At 36.0% G+C, this 22,992-nt stretch carries 6 protein-coding genes; 2 read left to right on the forward strand and 4 right to left on the reverse strand.

Translation table 11 applies throughout. The annotated features are described in order from the left end of the window. Positions 1-27 precede the first annotated feature (27 nt). The gene (locus EGI22_RS21335; protein ID WP_255070527.1) at positions 28-1,764 is read left to right on the forward strand and encodes a c-type cytochrome; all 1,737 of its coding nucleotides are present in this window, start codon (positions 28-30) and stop codon (positions 1,762-1,764) included. A 393-nt stretch (positions 1,765-2,157) separates the two neighbouring features. Here the strand turns inward: EGI22_RS21335 and EGI22_RS21340 are convergent, their stop codons facing one another. The 4 genes from EGI22_RS21340 to EGI22_RS21355 all read right to left on the reverse strand — a co-directional run bounded on the left by EGI22_RS21340 (position 2,158) and on the right by EGI22_RS21355 (position 19,694). Further along, positions 2,158-4,158, reverse strand: coding sequence for a TonB-dependent siderophore receptor (locus EGI22_RS21340; RefSeq protein ID WP_255070529.1), 2,001 nt, complete (start codon positions 4,156-4,158; stop codon positions 2,158-2,160). 273 nt (positions 4,159-4,431) lie between these two features. Next, positions 4,432-5,613 (reverse strand): oxygenase MpaB family protein, encoded by a 1,182-nt coding sequence (locus tag EGI22_RS21345; protein ID WP_255070531.1) that lies wholly within the window; start codon positions 5,611-5,613, stop codon positions 4,432-4,434. A gap of 205 nt (positions 5,614-5,818) precedes the next feature. After that, complete coding sequence (locus tag EGI22_RS21350; RefSeq protein WP_255070532.1) at positions 5,819-18,430, reverse strand: fibronectin type III domain-containing protein; 12,612 nt, start codon at positions 18,428-18,430, stop codon at positions 5,819-5,821. 268 nt (positions 18,431-18,698) lie between these two features. Next, entirely contained in the window at positions 18,699-19,694 is a 996-nt protein-coding gene (locus EGI22_RS21355; protein WP_255070534.1) for an LLM class flavin-dependent oxidoreductase, read from the reverse strand. A gap of 367 nt (positions 19,695-20,061) precedes the next feature. On the opposite strand from EGI22_RS21355, the gene EGI22_RS21360 reads away from it, so the two are divergent. Then, positions 20,062-22,803 carry an ATP-binding protein gene (locus tag EGI22_RS21360; RefSeq protein ID WP_255070535.1) on the forward strand — a complete coding sequence of 914 codons (2,742 nt, stop codon included), beginning with the start codon at positions 20,062-20,064 and terminating at the stop codon, positions 22,801-22,803. Positions 22,804-22,992: the final 189 nt, after the last annotated feature.

The following is a 22,992-nucleotide window of genomic DNA, read 5'->3' on the forward strand; positions in this document are numbered from 1 at the left end:
ATTCTTCCATTTCTTTTTTTTAGAATAATGAAGCTAAATTATAGAAGAGTATTTTTTCTGGCCGCTTTACCATTTTTTGTCCATTTTACCTTTGCACCAAAAACCTTTGCTCCAGAGAAAAACGGAGGCTTGATGCTTCCTGGCAATTTTGAGGCCATAGTAGTAGCCGATAGTATTGGTTCTGCTAGGCATTTGGCTGTAAATTCAAATGGCGACATTTATGTAAAATTGAGAGCCTCTTATAAAAAAGGGAGCAATGTAGCCATGCGGGATACCGATGGAGATGGCAAGGCGGAAATCATAGAATATTTCAGCGTTTATGAAGATCCGTCTAATTACGGCACGGCCATGCGAATACACAAGGGCTATTTATATTACAGCTCTTCAGGTCAAATATTCCGATGTAAATTAATTCCAGGGCAATTGCTTCCCGATAAAAATGTGGAGCTTATTCTTACCGATGATTTTAAAAATGATCCCCATGGATATAATCATACGGCCAAGCCTTTGACTTTTGACGATAAGGGCATGATGTACGTGCCTTATGGCTCACCGGGAGATGTTTGTCAACTAAAAGACCGAGTGCCCGGAGAGCCGGGACAATACCCTTGCCCACAACTGGCAGAGCATGCAGGTGTTTGGGTTTTCGACCCCAATATTCCCAATCAAACCATCAAAAACGGGAAACATTTTGCTACTGGTATTCGCAGTGCGGTGGCTATCAACTGGAATCCGGTCGATAAGCAATTGTATGTAGTGCAGCATGGTCGTGACGACCTCCACCGCACTTGGCCCGATTTATATAGCAAATGGCAAAGTGCTGTTTTACCAGGAGAAGAATTTTTACGGGTAAAAGAAGGAACCGATGCCGGGTGGCCTTATTATTATTACGATCCGATACAAAAGAAAAAACTGCTGAATCCGGAATACGGTGGCGACGGGATAAAAGCCGGAAATGGAGATAAATACGAACAACCTATTATTGGATTTCCAGGGCACTGGGCTCCAAACGATATTCTATTTTATACAGGAGATCAATTTCCGGAACATTACAAAAATGGGGCGTTTATTGCCTTCCATGGTTCGACAATTCGTTCACCCTATTCGCAAGCCGGTTATTTTGTGGCTTTTGTCCCTTATGTAAATGGGGAGTTTTCTCAGAAATGGGAAGTCTTTGCTGATGGTTTTTCAGGTTCTGATGCCATAGTAAACACTATGGACGCAAAGTACAGACCAATGGGCTTGGCTCAGGGTTCTGATGGTTCTTTGTTTATTAGCGATTCGCAAAAAGGCAAAATCTGGAAGATAAAATACCAAGGTAATAAAGAAAGGTTTGGCAAGAAAGAATTAGCCAAAATGGAGAAAAGAAAGCAAAGCTCCCACATTCGCAACCCCCATGAAAAAAAAGACAAACTTAAATCGGGTGCTATGACAGACGGAGAACGCATTTATACCACTTATTGCGTAACCTGTCATTCCAAAAATGGTAAAGGAGATGGGCAAAGATACCCTCCTCTCGATAACTCAGAATATGTGTCTGGCGACAAGACAAGATTAATAAATATCTTACTAAATGGGCTAAACGAAGAAATAACCGTAAAAGGGAAAAAATACAATGCAATAATGCCAAGTCACAGCTTTTTATCCAATAGAGATATTGCAGCCGTTTTATCCTACATAAGACAGAATTTCAATAATAAATCAACTGAAATTGCACCTGCGGAAGTCAAATTGCTCAGAGAAAAAATGAAATATAATGATTGATAATCAGTAACTTATATTTTTTAAGCTAAATAGACCAATAAATTTTTGCCCAGACTGCTTTAAGGTTAAAGCAGTAATTGCAGCTCCATCTTTTCAGATTCAAGAAGCAAATTTATCCTTTCAATACAAATTAGCTTTTCTGATTATTTTTCGAAATTATAAAAATCAAAAAATATTTAAGCGAAAAATTTAATTCACAACCCATTTTAAAGAAATTTGAGAGCTTATAGGAATTGAAAAATAAAACCAAGGCCGATATAAATTATAGGGAGGCCTTTTTGATCAACGGAAACAAAATCCTAATCTCCACTACGATTTGAATTATTAAGAAAAGTTTGAAAGGGTCTAATTTCTTTAAGATAAATAAATTCACTGTTGTGAATGTGCTTTATTTTAAAAAGACAATTTCAAGCCTAAGATAGCACTTCTGCCTACGCCATTTATGCCAGAACCATGCAGTCTGTAATCTGCATTTCCGAGGTTCTGGAGGGCTAAATTTAGGCTAATAGATTTCCAAGAGTAAGAACTAAATACGTTTAGTATCTGCCATGGAGCGGTACCTTCTGGGCCAATTCTATTATCAGAAATGTCTCCAGAGGCCAATCTTTTTTGTGCAGAAGCAAATAGAAACTCTGGCCTTAAAACAAAATTGGATTTTGAAAATTCAATTCCAGTTCTGCCGAAAGTCGGTGGTGTTCTTCTTAATGGCTCATTTTTGGTAATATTTTGGCCATAAGTATAAGTTAGATTTCCGAAATACTTCAGAGATTTGTTGATTTTTCCTTCCAAATCCAATTCAAAGCCCTTTAAACTAGCGGATTCCACATTTTCTTTGATATAGACGGGGTAGCCATTTATCACTTGCTCATCAACCTTTACTCTGGTTATAAGATTACTCAGTTTATTGTAAAATATTGAGCCTGTAATGGCAATAGGATTTGATTGGAATTTATATCCTAACTCAAAATTATCAGCAAACTCAGGCTTCAAATCATAGGCAGGTATTTCATATCTAAAATCAACAATTCCGAGTGTTCCCATATCATCAATATTAGGTGCTCTGAAACCTCTATTGTACCGAAAATAGGAATGCGAATTGGTGTTCGGAAAATATGAAATAGCGATACTTGGAACTGCAGACTTAAAGTTTAATTCGCTCGTCCCCAATGTTTCGTCTTTTATCCTTAGGTCAATAATATTAAATCTATGGCCAACAGAAAAACTCCATTTGTTTATGGTGTAGCTATGTAAGCTATAAACTGCATAACTTGACGCCGAAGATCCATCGGGATACAGTCCTCTGCTTGGGTTTGAAGGGTTGGCTAAATGTAGTTTTTTATCGCTTTGCACCACATCATGATAAGCTTCAATGCCACTGCTCGCCTTCCAATTTTTAGAAAAATTCGACTGAAAATTAATATTCAACCCTGTAGTACCTATTTGGTCATTTTCTTCCGTTAAGTTGGGTGCTCCATTTTTCTGACTTTCTCTTTTCTCGTTGGTTTTTTGCCTTGAAAGCGTTGTATTTATTTGCTCAAATAATAAGCTTTTTGTTTTTACTGAATATTTGGCATAGCTTAAATTTCTTTTTTGAACCGTAAACTGATTTACCTTGTAATCTTCTAATTGGATTTTGTGGTAAACAGGCACGTCGCTAGCCTCAAAATATTGATGGGCCAAGGTCAATATGCCTTTTTTGATTTTAAATATCGACTTGAAATTGCCCATTTGCTCTCCATATCCCGAGTTTTTTTGGATTCCAGTATTCTTTCCGCCCGGCAAATCTCCAAAATTTCTTCTAGTAAAATCAGCCATAATTGCTGCATTTTTAAAGCCATAAGAGATTTCGGCTCGGCCAGTTTGTTCGATGTTTTGCGTACCCATGCGACCATAAACATTCCCATGAAAACCCGAAGAAAATATTGGATCTTTGGTAAATACCTGAATTGTACCGCCAAGAGCATCAGAGCCATAAGCCACTGAACCTTCACCTTTCAATACCTCGATTTTTGAAATCGAAAAAGGGTCAATCGTATTGAAATATTGGTTGGGCCCATAGCGAAACGTACTGTTGTTTAACCTTATGCCGTCAACTAACAATAAGGTTTGGTTACCAGTGAGGCCACGAACAAAAGGCGAGCCTCCACCATGATTGGTTTTTTGAACAAAAACACCTGCTGTTCCCATTAATATCTCAGGTGTAGTGCGAGACAAATGACTTTCGATGTATTTACTATTTACCGAACTTATGGTCGCAGGTATACTAAAAATCCTACTTTCAGAACGGTTAGCAGTAACAACTACCTCGTTAAGTAAATTGGTTTTATTAATACTAGAATCTGGCCCTGAGCTAATTATAGTGGCAGAAATTTGTAAAAAAAACAACAAATTCATATTATACTTTTGATAAATACATTAAGTCTTTTGTAACATTCCCTAGGCCGAAATAAACTTTATTTACATCTCATTTAATTACGCTCAGATGTACGTTAATTTCTAAAAAAACATTTTAATTTAAGGACTGCTTGACACAAACATACGGTCTAATTCAAAAATACACTAAAATTGCATATTATTTAAGTATTATTTTTTGAGAAAACTTTGCTTTTTTTGAGAATTATTGAATTTAAAAATAGAGATCAAAGAGAATCTTGCCCTGTATTATAGTTATTTCCTACCAAAAGTACCGTAGTCCTTCATTGCTTTTTCTTTTATTTCCAATTGAATCTCGCGTGCTATTTTTACCCAGCCTATTCTATTATTTCTATATTTAAAAGCTAATAATTTAACCATAAATTTTGAAATATATGGAAAAAATGGAAGTCTACTTTTGGGCAGTCCTAAATTTCTGCAAGAATTTCTGCTAAGAAAAAACTGATTAAAAGATAAATTAGCCTCGTAAATAATCCATTTTTGAAATTTTGTGCCTGAAAACTGTGGCTCTTTGGGGATATTTAAAAGCGATTGAGCAAGTGCAATAGCGTCTGCATCACCTTCTGGCTGGGTCATCGTCCAGATATAAAGAAGCCGAACAGCTTCCTGTCTATTGTGTGGCAGAAGCTCTGAAGGGATGCCTTGATAATGGCCTATAAATCGCCATAAATGAAAAAAACCTTCTTCTTCTTTTGTGCTTAATTTATAGTTTAATCTTTCTAATCCTATCATAAATAGTAAAGAAAAACCCAGATTGGTGGCCATCATATCTGCGGCGTTTATCGGTAAACCCCAAGCTTGTGGATTCCACGCTGGATTTTTAAGAATATAATGTCTGGCCATCGCATGAACCAACCTTACTTTTAGAATTAAGCCAATTCCTTTCGTGCCCGATTTAAAAAGATTTTCCTCAATTACATTAACCCAAAACTCCGTAGTTTCTGAAATTCTTTTGCCTGCAACTTTTTTAAGTTCAGAGGTAAAAACCAAGGGTTTGTTTACTGCTGAAGACTCATAGCCGCCCATTAAACTAAAATTACGAAGGACCAATAAGCCCAAAACGCCTGATCTGCGAGCGAAAGCAGCTCCATCTTCAAGTTTATCTGCGTCTACCCATTCTGGAAAATTTAGACATTCTTTGAGCAATTGGCTGGTGTATGGATATTCCATAGCCAATTCAGGTTTATCTATTGCTTGGTTAATAAATCCAAAAAGTTCTCCATGTGAAAAATCAGGCAGAAGCTCTTTAATAACAGATTCGCCTAAGTCATCACTTTGCAAATAATATTTTGAAAAAGCCAAAATCTCATCTTTTTCAGGCAAGTGTCCAAGTTTTGACAGTTCGGTTTTCCAATGAGGCTGTTGCCAATAGTGGCTAAAACTTTTAGTAGGATATTGGATTCTTTCTAAATGCATTTAAAACAAAATAATCTAGCTAATAAAGTATGATTTTAATTAAGAAAACCTTCGCTCAAAGCATCTTTCAAAATCGAAAAAGACTTCAATTTTGCGTCCATATCATAACGTTCTTCAAAATTTAAAATCAACGGTAAAAATACTTATTTTTCATATAATTTATCAACATATAATAAAGCAAGCCGTTTTTTATTTAATTTATAATTTAATCACAAGCCTTAATTTCGGCTTTAAATGTATGCTGCTTTTCAACTCTAAATCCAGGTAATAGCAGAATTGACTTGCCTGCTTCAAAAATGACAGTCGTTTTGGGTATTCCAGCAGAATGACCAATGACTTTGTCAGACTGTATATTGTTTAGTGATTTAATTTGTTCAAAACCTGATACAATGTTATGGTCTAGCACCACATTAGGTACAGCCACTGCGAGCCTTAAAGTATCTATAGACACACAACCTTTAGCGTTATTATAGCTAAAGAAATATTCTCCGCTGCTAGTAATGTTAACTCCATGCCAATTATATGATGTACATGTTGAGGCTATTTCAATGTTATTAGTACTCTGGTTGATAGTTAAGTCTAAAGTATCTACTGAAGCACAAGAAGAGCCATTGTCGTAAGCATAAGTATAAATTCCACTGATTGAATATTCGGTTCCATTCCATGTAAAAGGTAATTCTGAACTACATAGCTCCTTTACTGTCTTATCATTTGATGGGGTATTTACAGATACACTTACGGTCTGTATTGCAGAGCAACCCATTGAGTTTGTAGCGGTAACCACATAATCTCCAGATTTATTTGGATAAATATTGTTCGGATTTTGCTCAGTAGAACCAAAAGAAGCGGGTACAGATTTCCATGAATAGGTATGTTCCAAATCAGCAATTCCTGAAATAGAAATATCGTCTATAGCCCATTTCCCATAGGCCCATGAGCTAGAACTTGAGTAAAAATTAAACTTTAGTTTCACATCGCTTTCATCAAGGTAAGCATTCATTGAGTTGCTTTGATTTATAAAAGCATCAACATCGCCTAAATACAGCCATTGATTTTTACTATCTAAAACGTTCCAAGTGGAACCTCCATCTATAGAGACTTCGATACTCATTTTTTCATTAGAGCTTGAATTGCCAGAATAAAAATAATTAAAACTTAAGTCTGCTTCCTTTATACCTAAAGTGCTAAATGAAGGTGAAATCAACGAAGTGTTAGTTACAGATGTTTGGGAACCTTGCAAAATCGCACTTGTCATAAAAAACGGAGAATTGCTCGGACTATGATAAGTCTCATTTGTTTCGGAGTAGCCATCCAATCTTCTAATCCAAGGTGAGTGATAAATATCACCTCCTGTATTATTATTGAGTACCGTCCAATTATGGGTTATAGCATCAAAACTCTCTTCTAATATTACACTAGAATTTGTTGAGGCGGCAGTTGACCAAAGATTAACAGACTCACCTAAACAAAGGACATTATTATCAATGCCAGCGGTTAAACTAGTCACTATTGGATTAATGGTCAAAGCAAGAATGGCAGTACTGTCACAACCTGATGCATTATTTGTTATGAATTGATAAATTCCGCTTTTCGTATAATTGACACCATTCCAGGTATAATTCGCACAAGCGGTTATGGTAGCAAACGAACTGCTGATTTGCTTTACTGTAAGATTTAAAGTGGCAGCACTATCGCATCCTGCAGCATTTACTAAATGGGCTTTTTGACTTCCTGCAGTTTCAAATATTAGTCCATTCCATGTATAAGGTAATTCTGATGAACAAATTGAAAGGTTAGTTGTAGATGTACTTACATCACCAGAAGTAAGCACCACAGAGGTAGTACCTATAGCAGAACAGCCATTAGACGAGCTGGCAGTTAATGTATAAACCGTGTTTTCTGTTGGTAATAATCCTTTAGGGTTTGGGATACTTGAAAATACGCCAGAAGTACTTGAAGACCAACTATAAGTAATTGGGAATTCGTTTACTCCCTCTACTTTCACATTATCAATCGCCCAATCTCCATAATTAGATTCAAAAACGAAACGAATCTTTAAGGCCTCTTCTCCTAAAAAACTTTCAAGAGATAAAGTTGTTTTCTTGAAAGCGTTTGGCAGTCCTTCAGATTCCGAATCATTATAATATAAAGGAAACCAAGTTATTCCTAAATCTTTTGAAACTTCCACTTGAAGAGTATCGTATTGATATTCGTGGAATTGAAAGAAACTAAGTGTAGCTGATGTCAATCCTTCCAAACTAAAAACAGGAGACGTCAAACTGGTTTTTAGAAGGGCTTTGTCATAAGCTGTAGAAAAGTAGAATTGAGAATTGTCATTGCTATGTAAGCCACCAGAATATCTGCTGTAATTATTGTAAGCATCTGGTCTAAGCTTCCAATCTCCAAAATCAATGGAGTTTTTTGGTAAAATTTGCCAGTTAAAGGTTGTCCAGTCGTTAACCGGAGAATTAAAATCTTCAGATATCAAGACAAAAGAATTTTTAGAATCGGCACTTGAAAACAAGTCAACTTCAGTTCCTGAGCAAATGGTGTTAGAACTTGCACTGACACTTAAGTTTTTGACGTCAGCGTTTATTTTTAATATTAACGTGGCGGTGTTATCACAGCCTTTGACATTCAATGTTTTATAGGTATAAGTTCCACTTGAGCTGTAGTCATTTCCATTCCAAACAAAGGGCAAAAAGCCTTCACAAACTTCCATTATAGTCTCTGAAGTTGTTGCCTTATTTACTATCAGGTTTAAATTAGCTATACTGTCACAGCCTACTGAATTAGTCAGTATCGCAACTTTCCCTCCACCCTCTGTAAATGAAATACCATTCCATTGGTATGGTAATTCTGATTCACAAATACTAAGGTTATTAAATGAAGAACTATTTGAATTAACTACGACCTCTACTGTTTTTGTGGTAACACAACCAAAATTATTACCTATAACTAATGAATAAGTCGTGCTTTCTTCTGGGCTAATGTTTAGTGGATTCTGAATAAATGAAGTAAAATCGGTATTGGAAGACGTCCAGCTGTAGGTGTGGCTCAATTCACTTTGTGCCTTTATGCGTACATTGTCTATTGCCCAAAAACCATTTCCACTGGCATTATTATGAAACCTTAATTTAACTAGAGGCTTGTTCAGGTACCCATTTAAAGAAATTACTTGATTTGCAAAGTTTGAGGATGAGCCAACACTATTTACATTTTCTGCATAAATTGTATTCCAGGTAATTCCTTCATCTGTAGTAATTTGAACAGAGATACCATCTTCGCCATTATATTTCCAAAAGAAATGATGAAAATCTAAATTTGCAGACGTATAATTTTGTGTACTAAAGAATGGAGACTCTAAATAGCCTTTGCCGTTATTATATGTACCTTCCTCATTAATATACATCTGCGAGTTATCATTGCTATGCAGGTTATATATTCCAGCAGTATAGCCATTTGGAACCAGCATCCAAGTGGGTGTTAAACTAACATCTTGCGTATTTAAATCAATATCAATCCAATTTGAGGAGCTACCTTCAAAATCACTTTGATGTAATGTACTATAGCCCAAACCATCAAAATTTGAACTTAAATTCACAAAATCTCCATAGCATATTGTAGCACTGCTAATTCCTGCAGAACCGGCCAATGGCTCAGGACTTAACTCAAGAATAACATAAGCAATACTATCACAGCCATTTTTACTTGTTAGGTTTGCAAAGTGACTTCCTGCTGAATTTATGCTTAAGCCGTTCCATAAAAAGGGTAACTCACTCGGACAAATAACTGCTTTAGTATAGGAATAAAGTGCATCAAAAACGGTCAAATTTAAAATGGTGGTACTGTCTGAACCTGCTGAATTTGTGAGTATGGCGGACTGTGTTCCTGCATCAGTAAATGTTAATCCATTCCATGTAAAAGGCAGCTCACTTGCACAAATGCTCAAGTCGTTAACACTGCTCGTAGGTTTATGCACTTTAATTCTTACGGTATCTGATGTTACACAAGCCAGTCCATTAGAAATAGCCAGGATGTAGTCAATATCGTCGATAGGAGAAACAGATGCAGGGTTTTGAACATTTGAATTAAACCCAGTAGGTTCAGAAGTCCATGTATAATTTAAATTTTGGTCGTGAGTCCCTTTCACGCTAACATTGTCTAAAGCCCAGAAAGAACCATCTTCCACATGATAATAAAACCTAAGCTTAAGTTGTGCCTCATTTAAATATGCACTTAATGGAATGGTAGAATGAGTTAACTGGTTACTATAGCCCATATCAGTTGTTGCGGTATAAACATCTGTCCAGTTAGAACCATTGTCAGTACTAACTTGCACTTTGATAAATTCACCAGAGATAGTTCTTGCTAGAAATACTTGGTCAAATTCTAAGCTTAAATTATCGTAGCCATTGGTACTAAAAAAGGGTGATTCTAATTTTACATCTGTAATATTTCCAGAACCACTTACAGCATCACTTATTATATATGGTGAACCGTCAGGTGTAATAATATTATCAACGCCACTTTCCTTAATTGTCCAATCGGCATTGCTAACCTGAGCTCCGGTTCCATCATTCAACATCACCCAGTTTTCTAAAGGGAGATTGAAGGTTTCATTAATAATTTTTGAATTTGCTGAAGAAGTTAACACTAATGACCCTCCTAGGTTAATTTCAGAAACCGACGATGAAGCTAGAACATCAAAAGGAAGTGAATTTACCTTTAAATTAAGAGTGGCTAGACTATCACAACCCTGTGCGTTTGTTAAACTAACTATACTAGAACCAGACCTTGTCAAAACAAGACCGTTCCAATTATACGGTAATTCGTTTTCGCAAATGGTGGTATTGGTAATAGAGCTTGAGGTATTTAAAACCGTGAGGTTTAATGTAGCGTCACTTACACACCCACCATCATCAACAATATGTGCCGTTTGCGATCCCGCAGTATTAAAAGTGAGGCCTTTCCATAGATAAGGTAATTCGCTTGAACATATGGTCAAATCTATAGTGCTCACTTCTGTTAAGACCTCTACTGTTATTTTCTTCTCCGCTACACATCCCAAGCCATTTGTGGCTTTCAAAAAGTAGTCTGTGGTTTCTATTGGACTAATTTGAGCGGAAGGACTAAGAGCCGAGGAGGTGTAGCCAATTGGTATAGAACGCCATTGGTAGTTTTCACCAAGCATAGTTCCTGATATTTCAATATTATCAATGGCCCAATGCTGACCAAAGGAAGCTTTATAAACAAACCTTAGTTTCACCGAAGACTCATCTATAAAATCGGTTAAGGCTATTACCTTGTTTTCAAAAGCATTTGCACTCCCAATATTTGAAGAATGATGCTGATATGCCAATTCCCAATTGACTCCATTGTCCTTGGTGATTTCTACCGAAATAGTATCGGTATTACTTATCTGTTTGAAATGATGATAAAAAGAAAGAGAGAAGTCGGTATAACCTACCGTGCTAAATGCTGGCGACTCTAAATAGGTTAAAGTTTTTGAACCCGCTCCTTGAGAATCACTATTGCTTAAGTAAAATACCGAATTGTCATTACTTCCAAACACGGTCGACTTATAGTCATACGCATCTTGTTGTCTTTCCCAGTTAGCACTGGTAAAATTCCCTCCTATGCTTTGGTTTGTAGAAATCCATAGCACATTAGCATTATTAAAATTTTCAGTCAAAATGACACTTTCAGTCAATAGAACATTGCTTCCGCTAAGGCTAACACTATTCCCATTGCATATTTGAATATCACTGGCGGTTGCTAATAAGTTTGATGGTATCGGATTGATTTTTAAGTTTAAAACAGCGGTACTGTCACATCCCTGATAATTGTTCAAAACTACAGTATATACACCTTCTGCTGTAAAACTTTGTCCATTCCATGCAAATGGAAGTAGATTTTCACAAAGGGTAACCGTTGTGGTGGAATGTGGGATATGTAGTTCTTTAAGTTCTAAAACCACCGTACTATCGCAGCCATTTGATCTAGTTAAATGTGCTGTTTGAATCCCTCCTTCTAAAAATTCAAGTCCACCCCAAGTATATGGAAATTCTGATGCACAAATTGACTTCCTCAAAGTGTCTGTAGAATTATTTACCGTCAGTTCAAAAGAATTTAAAACGGAACAACCTAAACTGTTGGTCACATTAACACTGTAAGTTGTGTTTTCTAACGGCAATACCTTTTCAATAGGATTTTGTAATGCCGAGAAAACTTCACCACCGGCGATAGACCAAGCATATTGATTTTCTCTTAGAATTCCATTTATGCTGAGCTTATCAATAGCCCACCAGCCTCCATTATTGGCTTTAAACCTGAAACGTATCATTACGCTCGGTTCATTTAGGAAGTTATTAAGTTTCACTTTTTCGGCCTTAAAACCATTCTCTGTCCCTACTGAAGACCTCTTAATTAATAACTTATTCCATTGCAAGCCTTGGTCTACCGAAACTTCTACAACAATACTATCTGTCGGATTAAAAGCTTTGTAATAATGGTCAAATAAAATGTAAACAGAATCAAAACCAATGGTACTGAAGGGTTGAGATGAAAGAATAGTATGGGTAGTGCCACCTGATTGTGCACTAGAATTACTAAGATAAAACGAGCTAGCATCTGGGCTATGAAGTATACTAGGCCCTATGGAATGCCCGTCAGGTACCACCATCCAAGAGCTATTTTCTGGCAAACCGCCCATACTTAAGTTTTCGGCTAGCATTTCAGTTGTTAGTCCGTCAAAATTCTGTGTCAAAATATTGACAGGTAAACTTGGACTACTGCTTGAACTTAAGCTAATAGAATCTGCACCGCATAGCATGGAATTGTTAGCTGTTGCAATAACATTTAGAGGAACGGGGCTTTCATTTATGGTTAGGGTTACTACACTGTCGCAGCCAAAAGCGTTTGTCAGTGTTATTGTTTTTGAACCTGCTTCTGTAAAAATTTGCTCTTGCCACTCAAAAGGAAAGTCCTCAGGGCAAAGGAATAAATTTACCTGGCTATTTGAGGTAGGAGTAACTTTTACAAATACACTATCTTGCGTTAGGCAGCCTTCCGTATTTGCGGCCAAGACTGTAAAGATTGTGCTTTCTTGTAAGTTTGTAATTTCTGGATTCTGTTCCGTTGAAGTGAAATTTCCTGTATTAGATGTCCAAGTAAACTTCTGTTTCAATAGTCCAGTAAACTTTACATTGTCAATAAACCACCAGCCTTTAAAGCCGGTTTCATGAAATTTAAATCTGATTTTTACATTTGGCTTTCCCGCATAAGAATCTAGATTAACCTCAGTAGCACTGAAAATTAATATAGAACTTCTAGTATAAACAGAATTCCAGCTTGCTCCGTTATTGTCAGAAGCCTCTATTTTTATAGTAGCACCTTGATACAAGAAGTCTTGCTCAAAATTTAGTCTTAGCGTTTTATATGCTGAAGCATTTATTGTGGGAGATGTTAAATTTGTTGATGTCAAATTAGAACCAGATTCTACTATAGTATTCACACCTATAAACTGTGAATGGTCGCTACTTACCCTGTTTTGGTAACCTGCCGCATCATAAAACTTCCAGCCCGCATTTGATGTGCTATTATTGGTTATTGTCCAATCTGTTAATGGTGCATTAAAAGCCTCTACCAAGATTAATTGGGAAGCTCCGTCTTCTAAATTTGCCGAAAGGTTTATTAAACCTCCCGCACAAATAATAGTATCGCTTGCAGATACACCTACCAATGGAGAAACAGAAAGGTTAATAAAAACCGTACTATCGCATCCCAGAGCATTCGTCAGCACAACTGACTTGGTTGAACTTTCTGTAAAACTCAATCCATTCCAAGTAAAAGTGCTCAATTCTGAGGAGCAAATTGAAACATTCGTTTCTGAAGAATTTGAATTTAAAACCAAGTTAAGCGTCGCAATACTGTCGCAACCAATAACATTTTGAGTTTCAAAATTATAGGTTCCACTTTCTGTGTAGGTGGTTCCATTCCAGACATACTCATTACAGGCTACAACATTAGCAACTGAAGTAGAAGAAGCATTGACACTTAAAATCAAAGTAGCCAAACTATCACATCCCACACTATTTTTTAATATCGCAGTTTGGGATCCATCTACCACAAACGTAAGTCCATTCCATGTATAAGGTAGCTCTGATGAACATAAGGTTTGTGTAGTATTTGAAGTAGTAATTTCTCCTACTTTTGAAATTAATTGTTGCGAATCTGTAGATTGACATCCATCAATGTTTGTGACTGTTAAAAAAATTTCCGTATTCTCGCCCCCCATTGTAAAGGTTGGGTCCTTTACATTTGAATTAAAACCAACAGGAATAGAAGTCCAATTATATACTACATCAACAGCACCGGTAATTTTTACATTATCTATAGCCCATCTTCCTCCATAACCGTCTGCTTTATGAATAAACCTTATTTTAAGCCCGTCTTCATTTAAATAGCCTGATAGTGGTATTACTTTTTCTATAAACCTGTCTGATTGACCAATATCCCCTACCGAACTACCCGTTTTATTAGAATATTTATATAAAATTTGCCAAGTTACACCAGAGTTTCTTGAAATTTCAACCTTAATAGAATCATAAGAACCACCCTCAAAAGTATGGAAGAAACGTACTTCTGAAGAAGTATAACCTCGTGTGCTAAATTCTGGCGATTCTAGACTAACATTGGTTTCTACACCTGTGGCAGCATCGTAGGCACTACTTAAATAAAACTGTGAGTGGTCATCACTTTGATAAGTTCTAATATTTTTATATAAATAATTATCTGGATAAATTATCCACGCTCCTTTTTGATCTGAATCTAAAACGTTTAAATTTTTCCTTTTCCAATCATTACTTAAATCGTTAAATTTTTCTTGCAATATTTTTGCAGAGTCTATTTTTAAAATTGGTGATAAAGAAATCAGTGTTCCTTCGCAGGCTGTGGAATAATTGGTTTTTATAATAACACCTTCTGATGACAACGATAGATTTAAAGTGGCAAGACTATCACAACCTACACTATTGGTAAAAGTAGCCGTTTGTGTTCCGGGTGCTGTAATGGAAATTCCATTCCAAACATAAGGAAAAGCAGAGCTACAAATGCTCTTATTGATAGTTGAACCCGTATCTAAAACTTTTAGACTTAAAGTGACGGAACTATCGCAGCCGAAAGCATTTGCCAAATGAGCTGTTTGGCTTTCTGTTTTTGTGAAGGTTAAACCATTCCAAGTATAGGGCAATGCAGATGAGCAGATTGAAACATTTTGGAAAGAAAAACTGTCATTAATCCCAAGTTTTAGGGTCGCCAAACTATCACAGCCTGCACCATTTACTAGTTTAACTGCCTGAATGCCAATTTCATCAAAAACAAGGCCATTCCAAGTATAAGGAAGCTCTGACGAGCAAATTTTAAGTTCGGTAAATGAAGAAGTATTTTTATTTACATTAACTGTAAACTCAGAAACAGTGCTGCATCCATATTCATTCATTCTTGCCACTTTATACGTGGCAGTTTCTGAAGGCGTGTAAGTATCTGGGTTTTGCTTGTTCGAGTTAAAACCACTAGGTACCGAGCTCCATGTTATTCTATCCGGAATAAATTCTGTATGAATTTTAACATCATCAATTGCCCAAAAAGAAAGAGAAGATGAGGTAAACTCAGTTTCGTAAACAAACCTTACTTGTAATTGGCTCTCGTTTACATAAGCATCCAATGGTATTTCCAGGAGTGTCGGATTATATATACCGCTATTCCAGTTTTCTAGTAAACTTTTTGAAGTAGTCCAAGAGTCTTGAAACTCATTTCTCCGTTCATATAATTTAGCCCAATCTGTTCCATTTTTTGAAATCTCTATCCGAATAGCACTGTAGTTTTCAGTAATATTACCTGCATATAAATAAGCGGTATTTAAACTAAGTTTGGCCGTGGCCATTCCTGTGGTACTAAAAGCAGGTGATTCTAAAATGCTTCTGGTAGTACCTTTAGAGCCAGTTATTCGATTACTTTGTAAATTACTACTGACATAAACAAAAGATGACCGATCAGGAAATTGTATAGGTTTGTTAGAATAATCACTGTAAATATGTTTATAACTGTCAGGTTTAATACTCCAAGCTGCGTTCTCTGGCGTTCCTCCTTTACTTTCATTTATTGTTTCCCAATTTCCAATACCACTGTTGAAATTCATTTCCATCTCTACATAGCGGGTAGTGTCTTGCAATAAAGAACTGGCTGAAGAAAACAGATTAATACTTGTTCCTTCACAAATATTACCGCTAACTGAAGTAGATGCAGTTATAGGTCCAGCCTTCCTGCCAATTATAATATCCCTTCCATTATCATTCCCTTGGGTGTAAGGTGAAGAGCCATTAACCCTTACACGATATTTAAATCCAATTAGAAAGTTAGTCGGTATAATAGCCTCTATCTCGCCGCTTCTTGTTCCTTGTATGGTAGCTAGGACTATAGGATTAGTGAAGGAGCCATTTGAATCGCTTAATTCCAAGGTAAATTGGTTTCCAGCATTAAAGGTTTTACAGCCAATCGAAAAAGGAACTTTGATGGTTTGTCCTTGACAAACGTTTGTAACAACACTTGTATTTATTTCTGTAAAGCTTGAGTTTTTTACAATAGTTCTTACTGTATTGTAATCTTCAATGGCATTACTACAAGTGGTGCCGGAAGAAATATTGGTAATGGTTATAAGAGAATTGTCTTTTACTAAAGCGGTATAAAAAGTCCCTATTCCGTTTTCAAAATCCAATTCAGCTGTTTTTCCTGTAAGTGATGGGCTGGATGAATTATACGTGATTACATATTTCCCATCTGGCATGTTCTTAGAAAATACGGTTACGGCCGAACTGGCAATTTCTCCACATACTCTAGAAGTAACTGGAGCAGATGTGAACTTGTAAACTGGGCAAGTGTAATACAAATTAACTACACCATCCGCACCTTTTCCGCCGTCTGTGCCCTCTCTAAAACCAAAATCGGCCATGTCGAATTTACTAATTATTAATATATCTAAACCTTCAAGTATTTTTTCAATCAAGTAATCTTGGATAATACCTTTCACTAAGTCCGCGACACCACCCGTTGACCCCGAAGTGGCTAACGAAACTCCAGTTTCTATAGCATTATTTATAGCCAATTGAGTTAGAGCATCATAGTCAATTATTTCTATTCCGCCCCCACCTCCGCCATCTCCTGGGTTGACACCGTCAGCTGTAGGGGCTCCTCCGTAAACTTTAATATATAGCTCCAAAGGCGATTCCCCATAACTATAATTAAAACCATCTGAAGGTAACTCAACTGTACTATACCCTTTGCTACCATACGATAGGTGGCTGCCAGAGAAACCATATTTCCCTTCGTTTGCTAGTCCACCATTTCCACCTTTTAATTGAAAACTAGGCTCTCCAAATGATGCATCTGTATAGCAATAATCTGCTGTTTTAAAACTTACAGAAATAGCATCTCCTTCATTGTTGGAGTTTTCTCGTATTTGGATTTGATTCATTTTCCCAGACGGCAATAGGTCTGTTATATCAATCCAATTCCTGCCTTTGGGTGTATGCAGTTCAGTTTGAAAAAGGCCTCGGTAATATGTTATGGTGTATCCATTATTTCCATTTACCTGATTCCAACTTAAAAGCGTGGAAGTACTGGTCTGACCGTAAAGTGAATACTGTGATATTTTAGAAGGACTACCAGAGATGTTCGTTTTAAATTTAGTGCTATAGTAAATGGCATTAGCTTCCACTCCATATTTCACACGACATTCATAGTCAGAGTCAGCATCCAAATTTTGAATTGTAATCGCAGAAACTTGATTATTTAGAGCATTGGCTGATAATACAGTCCAATTCGTTTCCGAAGATTTTTTAAATTCTACAATGGCGGTATTGCTGTTTTTATAAAGATTTACCACTATAACCTCTATTGAATTAGTGCATATATTTCCAAATGAAACATTAGTGGGAGGTAGTTTAGATAAGTTGGTTATAACTTCTGAGGTTGTAAAACTTATTTTCCCAACATTAGGGTTACTTAAACCATTTTTAGGGCGAATTATAATCTGCACATCATATAAAACCCCACTTTTCAAATCAGTTAGAATAGCTTTATTTTCGTTTACTTCGATTACATTTTTTTTGTCCAAGTTTGAGTATCTAGGCTGATAAATAATATAATAAGAACTAGCTCCAGGTACGCTTTCCCAAGTAATTGAAGCAAATTTATCGGCAAGTGCATTTACTGAAATCCCTTGAAAAGTAGGCCAAACTATATTTGAGCAGTTATAAGCAGGTAAAATGGCTCTGCCGTTTCCTCCTCCAGCTATTTTATCTGGTGAAGCAAAACCTCCTTGAGATTCCACCAATCTATTGTTTCCATCTCGAAATGATGAATTACTCCCATCACTAGGCCATGAGCTTGTGTTATTCGATTGGTTGAATATTCCCTTAGTACCACCCTCACCAACTTCTACTGCGTATTTTTTTCCAGGTATAATGGATAATGATTTACCTGCCCAACTACTGGCTCCACCACCAGAACCGGCACGTCGGTAATCAAGATTACCGTTTATGGCCTCACCACCAGCATTACCTCCAGCTCCCCCACCCCACATAGAAACATCCACATTACTAACCCCTGCACCAAAAATCACTTCTTTGTTGGTTTTGATGGTTTCTTTCTTATATTCGACTGATTGGGCTAAAATGGAAGTAGAGTTGAAAAAGAGAAAAATAAATGAGGAAAAAAGTAATTTATTAATTCTTTTTGAAGATAGTTTTCTTAGCATGACTTATGCATTTATTAAGTTTGAATAATATTTTATCAAACTTTCACATAAAGTCCTTATGCTAAAATTAGGAAAATTACGTAAGAAAAGCCAAGGAACTCATTTTTATATTTTCTTAAATCTAAATTCCATTCCGTTAAAAACAATTTATATATTAAACTAATTGGCTATAAGAGTGAACAATAAATGTTTGATTTGTTAGTAACAAAAAATAAAATTGAAAAAAGAAAATCTCTTTCACTTTGTATCTTTTTTTCTTATATAGCCTTTATTTTAAACTCAAAGCATCTTTCAGAATCGAAAAAGACTTCAATTTTGCGTCCATGCCATAAATGTGAGAAGCTACCATAAACTCATTGATTCCGGTGTCTTCGATAAATGCTGTGAGACTCTCTTTTATGGTTGCCTTACTTCCGACAAAACTACATGCGAGCATATTGTTGACAGCATTTTGCACTTCGGGATGATTATACGCTTCGGGCACCCTTTCCAAAGGTTGTAAGGGTTTGCGGGTATTTGTCAGGATGCCAATAATCAAACTTATCAAACTATTTAAAAGAACATTGGCTTCATCGTCTGTGTCGGCAGCTAAAACATTCACACAAGCAATAACATAAGGTTTTTCTAAGGTTTCTGATGCCTTAAATCTACTTCGATAAATGCTGATGGCAGTTTTAAGTTGTGCTGGAGCAAAATGGGAAGCGAAAGCATAAGGCAGGCCCAATTCGGCAGCCAAATAAGCACTATCGGTACTTGAGCCCAATATATAAAGCGGAATATTCAAACCTTCTCCAGGAAATGCTCTGACTTTGGCAACCCGATTTTCTTCACTAAAGTAAGTCTGTAATTTTCGAATATCTTGAGGGAAATTCTGAGCAGCATCCATATTGTTTCGTCTCAATGCATAAGCTGTCTCTTGGTCAGACCCTGGAGCACGACCTAAACCCAGGTCTATTCTTCCAGGATATATTGACTCCAAAGTACCAAACTGCTCGGCAATAACCAAAGGACTGTGGTTGGGCAACATTATGCCTCCAGAGCCTACTCTAATAGAATTTGTTTTACCTGCCACATGACCTATCAAAACCGAAGTAGCCGAACTCGCAATATATTCCATATTGTGATGCTCCGCCATCCATATGCGTTTATAGCCCAATTCTTCTGCATTTTGGGCAACTCTTACAGTGTTTTCTATTGCTGTTTTAAAATTCCCTCCTTGGACAACGGTGGCTAATTCCAATACTGAAATGGGTATTTTTGTCATTATGTGTAATTACTTTCTTTAAGAACCAAAAGGGTTTTTATAAAGTTTAATTTATACGAAATGTGCTCAAATTCTTTTCTATCAATTTAGAAAACAATTCGGCATTGTAGCTCAAAAATAAAATTTATACAAAAAAGAATTAAATATTTATGATCAATTTTACTATATTCAATGCTAAATACCTGATTAAACTAATACCATCTAATAATTTAATAAATCAGACTTAAAATTTGTTTATATTTAAATTCAGCCTGATGCGTTTTTTTTACATTAAAAATAAACAAATTTGAAAAAATCAAAGTAGGGCTAATAAAAATAAATTTCAATTACCCTTTTGCCGGGACACCTATATGTTTTTTGACTTATTATGACATTCAATGAAGTACTTTTAAATGAGCAAATAGAATTGGAAATGACTTTGGATAATGTTCGAATGATGTCTTCGAGAATGACAAAAAGCGAGCAGCTATTCGAGCTTATAGATGAATTTTACAAAAAAGTCCTATATAAATTTTCCAAGGCAGAATTCTTTATGTTTTTTGAAAGAAAATTGGCTGGAAATTTTAAAATTTGGGCTGGTAAAAGAGAATGGAAAGACGTCATAGAACTTTTTAAATCTCCTAATAGTGAGACTTTCGATGAGATTATTTCCAAATATGCAAATAACGAATGCTCTTCATTTAACTTAAATGGCTTAGAAAAGTCTCGATTTTTTAATGAGCTTTTTAATCAATCTAAAGATGATCCCTCAAAAGTGAATTTAGAAAATGAATTTACATCAATGGAGGTATTCGGAAATATTTGGCTTTCTAAAAATTCTGGTTTCATTTTCTTAAGACAAACGAATTTAGATTTCAATAAAAAAGAGCAGGATATAAACATCCGATTAGGGAATGTTTTTGAGCAATTTTTTACACGACATCTTGATCTTAAAAAAACTGAGAGATATGAGAAAGAAGCGGAAATAGAAGAGGCCTTAGAGATTGTTAGAGCTCGGAGTTTGGCTATGCACCACACTTCAGAGTTACAAGACTTGGTAAATGTAGTTTCGCAACAATTAATCATTAATCAAATAAATATTAATGGTGGTGTATTTATTACAATAAATGATGAAGTTACCCTTGAAGGTGTACCAATATGGGGTTCGGGCGGACTGGCTAACTATGTTCAGAAAGCGATAGTACCTTACATTGATAATCCTATCTTTCTAAATCTTAGGGACGCGATACGCAATAGAACTCCATTTGTGACTGAATTGATATCGAAAGAACATAAAGTTGAATTCTTTAAGCATCTTTTTAATCATTTGCCTTGGAGAGAAACAGACCCCGAAATTAAAAAGCAAATTTTAGACAAAGATGGTGGTTATGCCAGGTCTGTTACCATCTCTAAACACACTTGCATTTTTATGCTAAACAATATCGGGGTTCCATTTTCTGATTTTGACAATGAAACCTTAAAACGATTCGGAAAAGTTCTTGAACAATCATATGTTCGATTCCTTGACCTTCAAAAAGTGGAAAATCAAGCTAAAAACTTAGCTGAACTTGAGGCCGCAAAAACCCGACTTTATGCCAATATCACCCACGAGTTTAGAACTCCACTCACGGTAATCAACGGCATGACCGAACAGATTTCGTCAAACCCAGAAAAGTGGCTGAGTGAAGGAGTTGAAATGATTAATCGGAATTCTAATAGATTGTTGGAATTGGTCAATCAACTGTTAGACCTTAGTAAATTAGAAAACGGCAAATTAAAATTGTATAATCAGCAATCTGATATTTTAGAGTTTTCAAAATACATAGTAAAAGGACTTGATAGTTTAGCTGCTTCTAAAAGTATAGATATCAGGTTTGAGTCGGAATTGCAGAATTTAGTAATGGATTTCGATAAAGAGAAAATACAGGTAGTCTTAGTAAATTTGGTATCAAATGCCATCAAATTCACACCTAATGGAGGCCTAATTACCGCGAGAATATCCCAGCTTTCTTTAAACGAAAAAAGACATGCAAAAATCTTGATTCAGGATAATGGATTAGGTATTTCAGAGAAAAACTTACCGAATATTTTCAATCGATTTTACCAGGTTGATGATTCCGATACTCGCCTCGAAGGAGGTTCTGGTATTGGTCTAGCCTTGGTACATGAGTTAATTAAAAGCATGCAGGGGAATATCTGTGTCAAAAGCAAACTTGGAGAAGGTACCGTTTTTGAACTTTTACTTCCGATTAGTAATGAAGCCCAACTTATAGTGAATGAAGAGGCTTCGAAAAAGGATTTCAATAAAATCACACCTATCTCGATAGAAAAGCCAATTGATGAAAAGAATAATGAAAACCCTCTATTATTACTAATCGAAGATAATCCAGATGTGGTGAGCTACATAGTATCGTGCTTAAATGAAAATTATGAAATAAAAGTCGGCAAAAATGGACAAGAGGGTATTGAAATGGCACTTGAGTTTATTCCTGATCTAATTATAAGTGATGTAATGATGCCTTTGAAAGACGGCTTTGAGGTATGCTCTTGCCTTAAAAAAGACCAAAAAACGAGCCATATCCCCATAATTCTTTTGACCGCCAAAGCCGATATAGATAGCAAGCTGCAGGGCTTGGAGGAAGGTGCCGATGCGTATCTCATTAAACCTTTCCACAAAGAAGAGTTGGAACTGAGAATACGCAAGCTGTTGGAGCTAAGGGAGAAGCTTCAGCAATATTACCTTAGTCAAATTTCCACTCCTGAAAATCCTTCAATTGCTGGAAAAATCAGTGAAAATAATATAAATGAAAACACATTTTTCAGAAAAATAAGAAATATCGTTGAAGACAATATATTGAATTCAGAATTTAATATTGAAGACTTTTGTACTTCTATAGGCATGAGCCATTCTCAACTACACAGAAAACTCATAGCCATTACAGGCACTTCACCTAATAGGTTTATTCGAAAAATCCGACTCGAAAAAGCTTGTCATTTACTTCGAAACAGAGAACTAAACATCAGTGAAATAGCCTACAATACGGGTTTCAACGATCCAGGTTATTTTAGTCGCATGTTTAAACAAGAATATAATGTTAGCCCGCTAGAGTGGCGAGCACATCTAAATTAAAGATTTATTCCCATCTAATATAGTTGGCTAAAATATTTAGCCAAACCTTCATACTTTTTATATATCTGGTAAAATCAAATGCACAGTTTGTCCTGTTTTTTGGTGATTTTATCCCATGTGTATTGTATCAATATTTTGAACTTTGTGCAGTACAGAATTATCATAGTTTGGAACATAACTCCAACGGGA

The organism is Lacihabitans sp. LS3-19, from assembly GCF_024343575.1.
Lineage (GTDB): Bacteria > Bacteroidota > Bacteroidia > Cytophagales > Spirosomataceae > Leadbetterella.